At 59.8% G+C, this 13255-nt stretch carries 10 protein-coding genes; 7 read left to right on the top strand and 3 right to left on the bottom strand.

Translation table 11 applies throughout. From position 1 onward, the window contains the following. Positions 1 to 304 precede the first annotated feature (304 nt). Positions 305 to 1219, top strand: a complete 915-nt coding sequence (locus AADW57_RS10140; RefSeq protein ID WP_341666774.1) for a DMT family transporter — start codon at positions 305 to 307, stop codon at positions 1217 to 1219. Positions 1220 to 1307: 88 nt separating this feature from the next. Further along, positions 1308 to 2627 (top strand): methyl-accepting chemotaxis protein, encoded by a 1320-nt coding sequence (locus AADW57_RS10135; RefSeq protein ID WP_341666773.1) that lies wholly within the window; start codon positions 1308 to 1310, stop codon positions 2625 to 2627. A gap of 134 nt (positions 2628 to 2761) precedes the next feature. Here the strand turns inward: AADW57_RS10135 and AADW57_RS10130 are convergent, their stop codons facing one another. Next, positions 2762 to 3700 (bottom strand): bile acid:sodium symporter family protein, encoded by a 939-nt coding sequence (locus AADW57_RS10130; RefSeq protein WP_341666772.1) that lies wholly within the window; start codon positions 3698 to 3700, stop codon positions 2762 to 2764. 346 nt (positions 3701 to 4046) lie between these two features. Between AADW57_RS10130 and AADW57_RS10125 the strand changes: the two genes are divergently transcribed. Next, positions 4047 to 4955, top strand: coding sequence for a DMT family transporter (locus tag AADW57_RS10125; RefSeq protein WP_341666771.1), 909 nt, complete (start codon positions 4047 to 4049; stop codon positions 4953 to 4955). Positions 4956 to 4966: 11 nt separating this feature from the next. On the opposite strand, the gene recJ is transcribed toward AADW57_RS10125, so the two are convergent. Further along, positions 4967 to 6673, bottom strand: a complete 1707-nt coding sequence (recJ, locus tag AADW57_RS10120) for a single-stranded-DNA-specific exonuclease RecJ (RefSeq protein WP_341666770.1) — start codon at positions 6671 to 6673, stop codon at positions 4967 to 4969. Then, on the bottom strand, positions 6655 to 7602 hold the full coding sequence (locus AADW57_RS10115; RefSeq protein WP_341666769.1) for a hypothetical protein: 948 nt from the start codon (positions 7600 to 7602) through the stop codon (positions 6655 to 6657). Before AADW57_RS10115 ends, recJ begins: the two co-directional genes overlap by 19 nt. Before the next feature lie 42 nt (positions 7603 to 7644). On the opposite strand from AADW57_RS10115, the gene AADW57_RS10110 reads away from it, so the two are divergent. The 4 genes from AADW57_RS10110 (at position 7645) to AADW57_RS10095 (ending at position 13145) form a co-directional block, all read left to right on the top strand. Further along, entirely contained in the window at positions 7645 to 8919 is a 1275-nt protein-coding gene (locus tag AADW57_RS10110) for a lipoprotein-releasing ABC transporter permease subunit (RefSeq protein ID WP_341666768.1), read from the top strand. Beyond that, positions 8912 to 9613, top strand: coding sequence for an ABC transporter ATP-binding protein (locus AADW57_RS10105; protein WP_341666767.1), 702 nt, complete (start codon positions 8912 to 8914; stop codon positions 9611 to 9613). The genes AADW57_RS10110 and AADW57_RS10105 overlap by 8 nt, the downstream gene beginning before the upstream one ends. Before the next feature lie 119 nt (positions 9614 to 9732). Further along, a complete protein-coding gene (locus AADW57_RS10100; RefSeq protein ID WP_341669689.1) occupies positions 9733 to 10581 on the top strand; it encodes a TatD family hydrolase in 849 nt (282 codons plus the stop codon). A 155-nt stretch (positions 10582 to 10736) separates the two neighbouring features. Next, positions 10737 to 13145 carry a DNA internalization-related competence protein ComEC/Rec2 gene (locus AADW57_RS10095; protein ID WP_341669688.1) on the top strand — a complete coding sequence of 803 codons (2409 nt, stop codon included), beginning with the start codon at positions 10737 to 10739 and terminating at the stop codon, positions 13143 to 13145. Positions 13146 to 13255: the final 110 nt, after the last annotated feature.

Here is a 13255-nt window from a genome sequence, read left to right as displayed (position 1 = left end):
AGGGGGCGTTAGCAGTGCTTGCGCCAAGCGTATAGCGCCTGGGCAAGGTCGAGAGGCTTGCTTGTGGCCATTTATAGCCGCAAGAACATGGACGGATGGGCCGGAAAGATCGCCGGTACCATGACGAGACAATACTTTGATTATAAATAATATTTATGGATTGGTCAAAGATTGACCAGTCCGAATGTGTGCAGGCATCGCGGGCCGTGGGCTGGAACCGTTGTGTTTCTTCACTATACTGTGCCTTGTTCTGACGGCCGCGCAAGGCGGGCGGAAGAGGTTTTCGTTTTTTTGGACCCGTTTTGTGAGCACTCAGAAACTGACCCCCGGCACGACAGCCCTGTTGGTGTTGCCTACTATTCTATGGGCAAGCAATGCCATTGTCGGACGCCTGATCCACGACCAAGTGCCGCCCATCACGCTTAATTTTTTGCGCTGGTTGGTGGCATTTGTGATCCTGCTGTTTTTTGGCCGCCAAGTCCTGCGGCGGGGCAGTAGCCTGTGGACCCATTGGCGTCGCTATTCCATTCTGGGCTTGCTGGGCATAGGCATCTATAACGCGCTGCAGTATCTGGCTTTGCAAAGCTCCAGTCCAATCAACGTCACGCTGGTCAATGCTAGCTTGCCTTTCTGGATGTTGGTCATAGGGCGTCTGTTTTTTGGCGCATCGGTTAACTGGCGACAACTGATCGGTGGCCTGATGTCCTTGCTGGGCGTGATATTGGTCCTGACCCGTGCCGATTGGGAAGAACTGCTGGCCTTGAGTTTTGTGCCCGGCGACGTTTATATGATTGTTGCCACGATAGCCTGGGCCATTTACAGCTGGATGCTCAGTACCCGTAAACACCCGGCCGATATTGCCCAAAGTTGGGCCACGGTGATTATGGCCCAAGTCTTTTTTGGTCTGCTCTGGTCGGGTGCCTTTGCTGCGCTGGAATGGCAGTGGACCGATTGGCATATCGACTGGACATGGATGTTGTTGCTAGCCGTGCTGTATGTGGGTACAGGACCAGCCTTGGTCGCATTGCGTTGTTGGGGCGTGGCGGTGCAGCGGGTCGGTGCGGCGACGGCCGGTTTCTTTGTTAATTTGATGCCGGTGTTTGCCGCACTGATGTCGGTGTTCATATTGGGAGACACCCCTAAGCTATATCACGCTGCTGCGTTTTTGTTAATTGTTGGCGGTATTTACGTGTCGTCGCGCAAAGTCGGTAACGCCTAAATTCCCGGACGATGCGTATCATTTGCTTACATGCTGTTATGTTAAGACGGTAAACTGCGGGTTTTCCCTTAAGCATTAAAGCAATCAAGTGAACAAGAAACTATCGTGGTTGATGGGCGGGCTGTTCAGTTCCGGCGGCGCGGCCTTCAGTGGCCCTGTGTCGGGCCGTTTTGCCCAATCGCTCTGGAGCAGTGCCGCTGTTGCCGAGCTTGATGCTCAAGGGCGGTTTTTATCGTGTAGCCCTGGCTTGGCTCAATTACTGGCTTGTCCGGCTCAGGAGGTGGTCGGGTGTGACTATGCCGATAAGCTGCTTGCCTGCGACATACCCGAACGCTCTTCACGCAGCCAGATTCAGGCTTTGTCGCAGCAGGGCGGCAGCATGCGGTGTGCCGTGCGGGGGCAGCCTGTCTGGTTGCAAGTCAGTTTTTCGCCGTTGCCGGGACGCAAATCGACTGATGAACATATCTTGATGCTGGCGACGGACATCAGCGCGCAGATGGTGGCCGAAAACAGCCGTGCCAGTTTATTGGCGGCCATAGACCGGTCTATGGCTGTGATCGAATTTGACCTTGACGGGCATGTACGGCGCGCCAATGCCAACTTCCTGGGCTTGATGGGGTACGAGTCCGCGCAGGTCGTCGGTCATCATCATGCGCAGTTTTGCTTTCCCGAAGAAGTGCAGTCTGCTCAGTATCAGGCTTTCTGGGCTACCTTGAATCAGGGGGAATTTGTTTCGGATCAGTTTCGTCGGCGTACGCGCGAGGGGCGCACGGTGTGGTTGCGTGCCAGTTATAACCCGGTCTACGACGGGCAGGGTACTTTGTATGGCGTGGTGAAGTTTGCGACCGATGTGACGGCTCAGGTCGAGCGCAATCAGGCCGAGTCCTGCGCGGCGCAGATGGCGATGCAGATAGCCCAGGATACGGACAAGGGCGCATGCGAGGGCGAAAGCACAATGCGCAAGACCTTGGATACGGTGCGCGACATCGAACAGCGCCTGGAGCAGGCCGGGCAGGAAATTCATGCCTTGAATGAGCAGTCCGAGCGCATTGGCGCGATGGTGCATTCGATTCAGGATATTGCGTTTCAGACCAATCTGCTTGCCTTGAATGCCGCTATCGAAGCGGCGCGGGCGGGCCCGCAGGGCAGGGGCTTTGCCGTCGTGGCGGGCGAGGTGCGTAATCTGGCGGGGCGCACACACCAGTTTACGGTGGATATTGCATCGCTGATCCAACAAAATCAGGAATTGGCGCAGCGGGCCGAGGTCCAGATGCAAAGCAGCCGTGAATATGTCGATCGTAGCCTGGATTTGACGCAAAAAGCGGGGGGCTTGATGGAACGCATCCGCGAGGACGCGCGGCGGGTGGTCAAGGCCATCAGTCAATTCGCGGACAGCGTCTCGCGTTGATGTCGGCACAGGTATTGTGAAAGCCAGAAAGCCCGCTTGCGCGGGCTTTCTGTTGGATCGCACTATCCAGGATTCATGATCTGGATTTTTCTGGCTGCTTCCCATGCGGATCTTTGGAAAGCAGTGGGGGCATGTCAGTTTTTAGCCGGGTCTTTCATGCGCCTAAAGACGGTAGCGGCCAGCGGGCCGGAAATATTGTGCCAGACGCTGAAAATGGCGCTGGGCACGGCGGCCAGTGGCGAAAAGTGGGCGCTGGCCAGGGCTACGCCCAGTCCGGAGTTCTGCATGCCGATTTCTATCGACAGGGTCTTGCGCTGGGCAAGTGGCATCCCCGACAGACGCGCCAGTACGTAGCCTAGCGCATAGCCCAGGGTGTTGTGCAGCACCACAACCGAAAAGACCAGCAGGCCGCTGGTGGCGATCTTGGCTTGATTGCCGGCCACCACGGCGGCCACGATGGCCACAATAGCGGCTACCGAGACCAGAGGCAGCACGGTAACGCCGGCTTTGACTTTATCGCCCAGCACGGATTGCACGATCACTCCCAGGGCGATGGGCAGAATCACTACCTGGACAATGGACCAGAACATGGCCGAAGCGCTGACTTCCAGCCACTGGCTGGCCAGCAGGTAGATAAGCGCCGGGGTCACGATAGGGGCCAGCAGCGTTGTTACCGAGGTAATGGCCACGGACAGCGCCACATCGCCGCGCGACAGAAAAGTCATGACATTCGAGGAGGTGCCGCCCGGGCAGCAGCCCACCAGAATGACGCCTACGGCCAGTTCCGGCGGCAGAGCGAACAGCTTGCACAGCAGCCAGGCCAGGGCCGGCATGATCAGAAACTGGCCCAGCACACCGACGGCGACACGGCCGGGGCGGGTAAAGACTTCGGCAAAGTCCTGGCGGGACAGGGTCAGCCCCATGCCGAACATGATGATGCCCAGCAGCGGAACAATGTAGGCACCCAGCCAACGATAGTGCTCAGGGACATAAAAAGCCAGAACGGCGAACAGCAGAACCCAGATGGCAAAGGTATTGCCAACAAAGCGGCTCAAGCGGGCGATAGCCTGCATGATGATTAATCCTTCAAGGAATGGGCACGGCGACGCAAGCCTGTAGGCCGGCGGCGTGCGGGGCGTAATAAAGAAAAACAGGAGCGTGGCGCTGGCCGGGGTGCGGGCGGGCGCGGTTCGTCGTCATTGTGTTTTACGGACGAAACGGCCTTCGGATGGGTTAGGCAACCTTGGCAGACAAGTTGCCTCGGGCGCGATTCGCCGATATACACTAGCGGCTCGCAGCAGCGTGGACTCGAATGCAGGGATGTCCTGGAAGGCCGGGCTCGGGCCGTATTGTAGACCGTAACTGGATGCCGTTTTTTGATATAGGGGCTGAAATTATGTATTTATTCGAGGTGGTGCCTTGAGCGCGGGCGGTTCGCGCTGGGTGGCGTATGGCTGTCTGGCTTTGTCGATGAGCCTGGTCGGTAGCTATATTGCGCTGACCCGGCCGCTCGTGGCGGCCTTGCCGATTTTTTTGCTGGCCTGGTTACGCTTTGGCATCGGTGCGGTTGCGATGCTGCGTTGGTTGCGCAAGCCGGCCACTGAGCCGGCTCTGGATGCCCGTACTCGCGGGTTGATCTTTTTGGAATCGTTTCTGGGCAATTTTCTGTTTACCCTGTGCATGGTGGCGGGTATCAGCATGACCAGTGCGGTCTCGGCCGGCGTTATTCTGTCGGCCATTCCCGGCGTCGTGGCCGTGTTCAGCTGGTATTTCCTGAAAGAGCATATCGGCGCGCGCACCTGGGTAGCGTTGGCCTTGGGCATGCTGGGTATTGCTTTGCTGGCTTTTGTCCAAAACGAAGACAGCGGGCAAGTCGCCGGCGATGCTGGACGCATCTGGTTGGGCAACGCTTTGATTTTTTGCGCGGTGCTGTGCGAGGCGGCGTATGCGGTCATCGGCAAACGATTGACCTCGGTCATGAGTCCCAAGCGCATCAGCGCCGTCATAAATCTGTGCAGCCTGGTGTTGATTACCCCACTGGGTATTTACGCTGCCCGCGATTTCTCTTTTTCGGCCGTGCCCGGCGGAATCTGGCTGTTATTGGTGTTTTATTCCTTGGCAGCCAGCGTATGGACGGTGTGGCTGTGGATGACGGGTGTCACTCATGTGCCGGCTTCGCGCGCCGCTGTATTCATGGTCTTGATGCCGGTTGGAACAGCGGCGGTGGGCGTGCTGGTGTTGGGCGAGCCTTTTACCAGCATGCACTTGTTGGCTTTTGTCCTGGCCCTGACCGGCCTGGTGCTGGCGACGGCACCAAGTCGGTCTTAGGCGGGAGCGCTTTAGCGCCCCTGGGCGAACTCAATGATCAATTGCACATTGATATTGCCGTTCCATTCGTTCTGATCCAGGCGGTAGGCGGCTTCGATGGCATCGGGCAGCAGCGTGTCGCGGTTGAACCAGATGGCATCGAAGCGGTTGCCCTCGCGCTCCAGTGTTAGCTTCAGGTGTTTGTTCTTTAGCAGGCGCTGTTGGCGCACCAGGAACTGGTCACGAAATATGGGGGGCGGAAAGCCTGCTCCCCAAACCTGCTTCTGGATCAGGCCGGCAACGGAAATGGTGGCGTGTTGTGGCTCCAGAGAACCGTCCGTTTCGATAACGGGGTCGAACTGAAAACGGCCGGTCAGTTCCTGCACCGCTTCTTCGAAGGCTTGCACAAAGACATCGTAATTGTCTTCTTCGATGGTCAGGCCGGCTGCCATCGCATGGCCGCCGAACTTCAGGATCAGGCCGGGGTAGCGTTTGGATACCAGATCCAGCGCATCGCGCAGGTGTACATCGGGAATCGAGCGTCCCGACCCTTTGATTTCGCCGGGGTCGCCCTGGGCAAACGCCAGGGTGGGCCGCCAATATTTTTCCTTCAGGCGCGAGGCGACCAGGCCCACAACGCCCTGGTGCCAGTCCGGGTGGTAGACGCAGACCGTGGCGCAGGTGTCGGGCTCGGCTTGTTCAGCCGCTTGCAGCGCTTCTTCGCGCATGGTGTTTTCGATGGCGCGTCGGTCCTGGTTCATGTCCTCCAGCTCCTGGGCGATATCGGCGGCTTCTTGCTCGTCGTCCGTGATCAGGCAACGTATGCCCAGCGACATATCGGCTAGACGGCCGGCGGCATTGATGCGCGGTCCCAGGGCAAAACCCAGGTCAAAGGCGCTGGCCTGGCGCGGTTCGCGGCCGGCGACCTGGAACAGGGCGCGCAGGCCCGGCTGCATGCGTCCGGCACGCATACGTTCCAGGCCCTGAGTGACGATCAGGCGATTGTTGGCGTCCAGACTGACGACGTCGGCCACCGTGCCCAGCGCGACCAGATCGGACAGCGCATCCAGACGTGGTCCGCCGTTGGCCGGATAGACTCCGCGCTGGCGCAGCTCGGCGCGCAGGGCCAGCATCAAATAAAAAATGACCCCTACGCCGGCCAGATTCTTGGACGGAAAGTCGCAGCCGGGCTGGTTGGGATTCACGATAGCCAAGGCGTCGGGCAGTTCGTCGCCGGGCAGGTGGTGATCGGTGATCAGAACCTGCATGCCCGCTTCGTGCGCCGCTTCCACGCCATCCAGGCTGGCAATGCCGTTATCCACCGTAATAAGCAGGTCGGGCTTGCCGGCCACATGCTGCAGGGCAAGATCCACGACCGCGGGCGATAGGCCGTAACCGGTTTCGAAGCGGTTGGGCACCAGGAAGTCCACAATGGCGCCCATGCTGCGCAGGGCGCGCAGGCCCACGGCACAGGCCGTGGCACCGTCGCAGTCATAGTCGGCAATGATCAACATGCGGTCGCGCCGGTCTATGGCATCGGCCAGCAGGGCGGCGGCGCGCTGCGCCTGACCGAGCATGGCTGGTGGAATCAGCCGTTGCCAACTGATCTCGATCTGGGTGGCATCCTTGACCCCGCGGGCGGCCAGCAGGCGTGCCATCAGGGGATGCAGACCGGCCTGCTCCAGGGCCTGGCTGGCCTGTTGTTGCTGGGGACGATTTTTCAGGATTGGGGTGACCACCACTTGCTCCAGTTCTGCGGGTTATTCAATAAAGAGAAAGGCCAGAAGCGGCGTGGGGCCGCACGTACATGGGCGATACGGTCCTGGCCGGTCAGCACCAGTTCGGGCTGTGCCTGGTTTGCCAAAGGACGCAACACGGTTTTGTCCAGATCGGCCAGTTCGTGCAACCAGCGTCCCCAGTCTTGCTGTATCAGACTGTCCTGCAAGGTATCGATTTCCAGCAACGCTTGCGGCGGTGCTCCCAATTGATCGGGCCGAGCGCCGCCGAACAGCCATAGGCTGTTGATGGGCGGTAGGCCCGCCGATTCGCGTTCCCGGTTCACAGGCAGATCGAAAGCCAGCATCTGAAATTCGTTGACCAGGCGACGCCACGGGCGCGCCCTGGCATCTTGCGTCCACCAATCATTCAGGTTGCTTTGACTGACCAGTTCCGGCGAGGGGGCTGGGTAGTGGAAATCGACCGGGGGCGTTACGCTCCAATAATCAGCAGTCAGGTAACTGAAGGTAAAACCTGTACCGTCCAGATAGGGGGTAAAGGCATCCAGCAAGGCGCGGCTGTGCGCCTGGGAAACGCTGAGTTGCGCTGCCGGCAACAGCATGGCACCGTCACGCGAAGGCGCGATGTGCGCCAGTTCGGCTAGCCATAATGGGGCGTGGGCGGGCAGATTCTGGATTTGTTTCAGTTGGCGGGCCCGCAAAGCAGCCAGACCTGCGCTAAGATGCTGTGCTTGGTCGGCCATAAAACCGTGGGCCTGTAGCAGGCAGGATTCTGCCGGGGTGCATAAGTCGGTCGCTGGTTCCCGCAGCGACAGTTCGCCCCGCCCCTGTTCTAGCCACTGCACCAGAGTGGGGGCGGTTATGGCCAGGTGTTTGATGAGTTCGCGCGCAATAGCCGGATCTGGCAGCGCGCCCTTGAGTACGATCTGCATGATGGCAATTGTAGTGTTTTCTTTAAGGCGGTAGCAGCTCGAATGGCATATGAATTTTGGATAGGGGCGCGATACGCCGGGCTGGCCCGGGCGCGCAAGCGGCGGGGTGGTCGCTCGGACCGGTTCGTGTCTTTTATTGCCGGCAGTTCCATGGCGGGGATTGCGCTGGGCGTGGCCGCCTTGATTGTGGTGTTATCGGTCATGAATGGTTTTCAGACCCAGGTGCGCGATCGCATGCTGTCGGTACTCCCCCATATCGAACTGGTGGTGCGCAACGCCGATCATCAACAGGTGCTGGATCATTGGGAAAACCTGGCCGGCAAGGCGCAGGATAATCCGGTGGTGATCGGAGCTGCGCCATATGTGGCCGGGCAGGGCATGCTGGTGCGCAGCAATCAGTTGACCGGCGTGCAGGTGCGCGGCATCGATCCGGCGCGCGAACCCCAGGTGTCCGAACTGGATCAGCAGATGGTGCTGGGCCGCCTGGATAGCCTGACACCCGGTTCGTTTGGGATTGTGCTGGGCGAACAATTAGCCGGAATGCTGCGGGTGCGCATGGGGGATACCATTATGGTCATGGCCCCGCAGGGTTCCATTTCGCCGGCTGGGTTTTCTCCGCGCATGCGCCAATTTACCGTCACCGGTATTTTTTCCTCCGGGTATTACGAATACGATGCCACCTTGGCGTTCGTCAATGTCGAGGATGCGGCGCGTGTTTTCCGGGATGTGGGCAATAGCGGCGTGCGCCTGCGCATCAAAGACATGCAGAAAGCCCCGCAGGTGGCACAGGAAATCGCCAACACCATGCCCAGCTATGTGTATGTATCGGACTGGACCGAGAACAACCGCACCTGGTTTGCAGCTGTACAGACCGAAAAACGCATGATGTTTTTGATTCTGGCCCTGATTGTTGCCGTGGCTGCTTTCAATCTGTTGTCCTCGCTGGTCATGGCCGTCAAAGACAAGCAATCCGATATTGCTATTTTGCGAACCCTAGGCGCGACCCCGCGCGAGATTGCCCGCATCTTTCTGGTGCAAGGTGCCTTGATCGGCGTGGTGGGTACGGTGCTGGGCGTGGGGCTGGGGGCGTTGATTGCCTACAATATCGATGTCATCGTGCCTTTCATCGAAAATCTGATGGGGCGCAAGTTCCTGCCGCAGCAGATTTACTTCATCAGCGAACTGCCCTCCAACCCGCAAGTGGACGATATTGTGCTGATCGCCTTGGTGTCGCTGGTGCTGTCTTTCCTGGCGACGTTGTATCCCAGCTGGCGTGCGTCCAAGCTGCAACCTGCGCAGGTGCTGCGTCATGACTGAGAACATTCATTCCACCGTGCTGCGTGCTCGCGATGTCAGCGTGCATTACGAAGAAGGCGGCAATACCATTCAGGTTCTCTCGAATGTCAGTCTGGAAGTGGCGCGTGGCGAAATGGTTGCCATCATCGGTGCGTCGGGCTCGGGCAAGAGTACCTTGCTGCATTCGCTCGGCCTGCTCGATGCGCCCAGCAGCGGCAGCATCGAAGTCAACGGGGTGCAGGCCAGTTCGCTCAACGAGCGTCAGCGCAGCCAGTTGCGCAATCAGGTGCTGGGCTTCGTTTATCAGTTCCATCACCTGCTGGCCGAGTTCGACGCGTTGGACAATGTGGCCATGCCCTTGATTGTGCGGCGCATGAAGCGCAAGCAGGCACGGGAGCAGGCGCAGGTCGTGTTGGAGCAGGTCGGGCTGGCGCAGCGCATTCACCATTACCCCGGTCAGTTGTCGGGCGGCGAACGGCAGCGCGTGGCGCTGGCGCGTGCTTTGGTCACCCGTCCGGCCTGCGTGCTGGCGGACGAACCCACCGGCAATCTGGATCGCTACACAGCCGAAGGGATGTTCGACTTGCTGACCAAGGTCAATCAGGAGTTCGGCACGGCTTTTGTCATCGTGACCCACGATCCGGCCCTGGCAGCGTTGGCGCATCGACAGTTGGTCATGGACAAAGGCTATCTGGCGCAAGAGGCCAACGCGTAGTTTTTGCGCCGATGGCGTGTGAAAAATGGGGCGCTATGCGCTCCATTTTTTTGTATCCTGATCCCAGGATGGTGCCGATTCCCGATTCCCGATTCCCGATTCCCGATTCCCGACTTTCTATGCTGATCGATACGCATTGCCACCTGGACGCCCCTGAGTTTGCCGCCGATCGTGCGGCGGTGATCGAGCGTGCGCGTCTGGCCGGAGTGCAGTCCATTGTGGTGCCTGCCGTGGGTGTGTTCGATTTTGAGCAGGCCCGTGTGGCGGCGCGGGCCGTGCAGGGTGGTGGCTATGCTTTGGGCATCCATCCTTTATACGTGCTGGGGGCGGGCGAAGCTGACTTGCTGGAGCTGGAGCGGCAGGTGCAGAAAAGCCTGGATGACCCGCGTTTTGTCGCCATAGGCGAAATAGGTCTGGACTTCTTTGTGCCGGAACTCAAGGCCCAGGCGGCCGTCCAGCATCAGGAATGGATGTACGAGCGTCAATTGGCCCTGGCCCAGCGCTATGGTTTGCCGGTGTTGCTGCATGTGCGTCGATCCCAGGACCGGGTGCTGAAGTATCTGCGTCAGTTCCCGGGCGTAGGCGGTATTGCCCATGCCTTCAATGGCAGCCACCAACAGGCGGATATGTTCGTGCGCCAGGGCTGCGCACTGGGCTTGGGTGGTGCCATGACCTTTGCTCGGGCCAAACAGATACGACGACTGGCGCAGGACATGGCGCTGGACCATCTTGTTCTGGAGACCGATGCGCCAGATCTGGCTCCTTCCTGGCTGGTCGAACCCGGCACGCCGCTGGCATCGGTGCGCAACGAGCCCGCGCAGGCGCTAGGAATTGCGCGCAGTCTGGCGCAGTTACGTGGGTTGAGAGTGGAGCAGGTAATCGCCGCTACGGGCGCAACGGCACGTCGCGTTCTGCCGCGTCTGGATGTCTTGCTGCGCATGTCATTGCCGCCTGCCCCAGTCACCTAGGTATAAGCCGAGGGACATATTAGCTCGTCCGTTTAGTCTGCCGGAACAGCGCCCGCATTTAAGCTGGGGATTTGTGTGGAGATCCCTATGACGGCGAAGGAGCAGGCTTGATCGGGCGGGCTTGTCTTGGGGCCTTTGTCGCTGCTGCAACGGCGGTGCATTTTTTGCCGCCTGATAGTTTGCCTGCCCCTGAATGGCTTTGGGGACTTGCGGTGCTGCTGGCCGCTGTGTCGGCCTTGCGGTTTGCTGTGGTCTGGTTGTGTGTGTTTGCGCTGGCGGGTGCCATGTATAGTCAGTGGCATGTTCAGCAGCGCCTGGAACAGAGCGTGCCTGCGGCAGATATCAACAAAGTCAGTCGTGTCGATCTGGAAATCGTCTCCTTGGTGCAGGCCGGTCCGGCACACCGTCAATTCCGGGCGCGGGTGTTGCAATCGCGTCCGGCAGGTTTGCCGCAGACCATGCTGGTGCGCTGGCATGCTCCGCAGCGTGGCTCCATTTACAGCGATCCTGCCGTGCATGTGTTTCCTGATCTGGCTCCGGGCCAGCGTTGGCGCATGTCCCTGCTGATACGTCCGCCGCAAGGCGCGCGTAATCCGCATGGTTATGATGCCGAGCGCCACGCGATGGTTCAGGGATGGCGTGTGGTGGGCAGCGTGCGCGGCTCGCCCCGCATGTTGGAGCCTGCCGCTCAATTAGATTGGGGCGTGCAGGCCGAATATTGGCGACATCAGATCCGCAAGGCCATGCTGCCGTATGTGCAGGACAGGCGTTGGGGCGGCGTCATGCTCGCCCTGGCTTTAGGTGATCAGGCCAGCATTGCGCCTGCCGACTGGCAGATGTTCAATCGCAGCGGTCTGACCCATCTGGTCTCCATCAGCGGCACGCATGTCACTTTGCTGGCGCTCTTGCTGGCGGGTATGGTGTCCTGGGTCTGGCGACGCCTTTACTGGCGGGGCAGGGCTTTGGCCGAGTCTTGCCCCGCTCAGATCGCGGCAAGCTGTACGGGCTTGCTCGGAGCCGGGGCGTATTGCGTAATAGCGGGCTGGGGCGTGCCGGCACAACGCACCTTTCTGATGCTGCTGGTGGCCGGCATCTGTCGCTTGTCTGGCCTGCGTTTGGGTGCCAGTCGTATTTTGATGCTGGCGGCCGCCGCGGTTGCGCTGCATGATCCCTGGGCGGGGTTGACCACTGGTTTCTATCTGTCTTTCGGCGCAGTGTCTGTTCTGTTGGCCATGCATGAAGGGCGGGGGCTGGTGCAGGCGGCGGATGATCGCTGGCGCAGAGCCCGGGCGTATTTCTGGACAGCGTTGCGCTTGCAGGCCATGTTGACCCTGGCTTTGATGCCTGCGTTGGCTCCCTTATTCCACGAAGTGTCTCTGGCGTCGTTGCCGGCCAATGCCTACGCTATTGTGTTGATGGGCTCGATTGCCACCCCATTGGTGCTGCTTTTGATGGTGCTGGCGGCTGCGCAGGCACCGGCTGTCGTGTGCGATGCAGTAGCCTGGCTGGCGCATGCCATGCTGGAGCTGACCATGTGGCCTACGGCCTGGCTGGCGGCGCACCCATTGGCCAGTATCGCGGTCCCTGCCCAGCAGTTGGTCTGGACAGTGGTGGCTTTGCTTGGCGTGATGTTGCTGCTGTTGCCTCGAGGGTTTGTTCCTCGTTGGGCAGCCGCTTTACTGATTTTACCGTCTTTGATTCTGCGCCCAGCCACCCCGGCGCATGGTGACTGGACGCTGACGGCATTGGACGTCGGGCAGGGGAGCGCCATCATAGTGCGTACCCAGCGCCACGCCTTGCTGTTTGATGCCGGTAACTTGTACGGGCCAGCATCCGACGAAGGCTTGCGGGCCATTCGCCCCTTTCTGCGGGCAGCCGGGATTGCCCGGCTGGATGTATTGGTGCTTTCGCATGCCGATATGGATCATGTGGGCGGCGTGCGTAGTGTTTTGCAGGGCGTGCCTGTGGAGCAGGCATTCAGCAGTTTTGATCTGGATGCCCACCTGAATCGAGAAGAACGTCTGCTGGGCTTGCCCAAGGGGGCGGTGCCTAGACCCCTGGCTATATCCCCGTGCGCACAGGGCATGCATTGGGAAATGGATGGTGTCCAGTTTCGCTTCCGGTGGCCTCCTGTGCACAGTGACGGGGGGTTTATCCAGAAGCAAAAGGATAAAAATGCGTTTAGCTGTGTGTTGGAAGTGCGCGGGGCGCATCATGCTGCTTTGCTCCTGGGCGACGCCGGCATCGCCCAGGAGCAGGCGATGCTGGAACAAGGCTTGGGCAGGGCTGATGTGGTCGTGGTCGGCCATCATGGTTCTCGTACTTCATCAGGATCGTTGTTGGTGGACAGTTTGCAGGCGTCGTTGGCCATCTCTCAGAATGGTTGGTGGAATCGGTTCGGCCATCCTCATGTCCAGGTTCAGCGCCGCTGGGAAAGAGCGGGTGCTGTGTTTCTGCGCACCGATCAATGGGGAGGCATCACGGTGCAGTCGGTCGGCCCTGTTCTGTATTACGCAGGGGAGCGGGACAGACATGTGCGGTACTGGCAGGCCCCAGTGCCCTGATTGTCCATGCCGGACGGGGAAAGTCCTGCCGCTGGGCTACAATAAGGTCTTGTCTGCCATATTCCGGAAAACCTCCCGTCATGACAACGCCGTTTCAGGAACCTCGCCTC

Source organism: Alcaligenes sp. SDU_A2, assembly GCF_038237375.1.
GTDB lineage: Bacteria > Pseudomonadota > Gammaproteobacteria > Burkholderiales > Burkholderiaceae_B > Alcaligenes.
The sequence above is the reverse complement of the archived record's forward strand: the minus strand, read 5'-3'. Positions and strand labels throughout refer to the sequence as shown.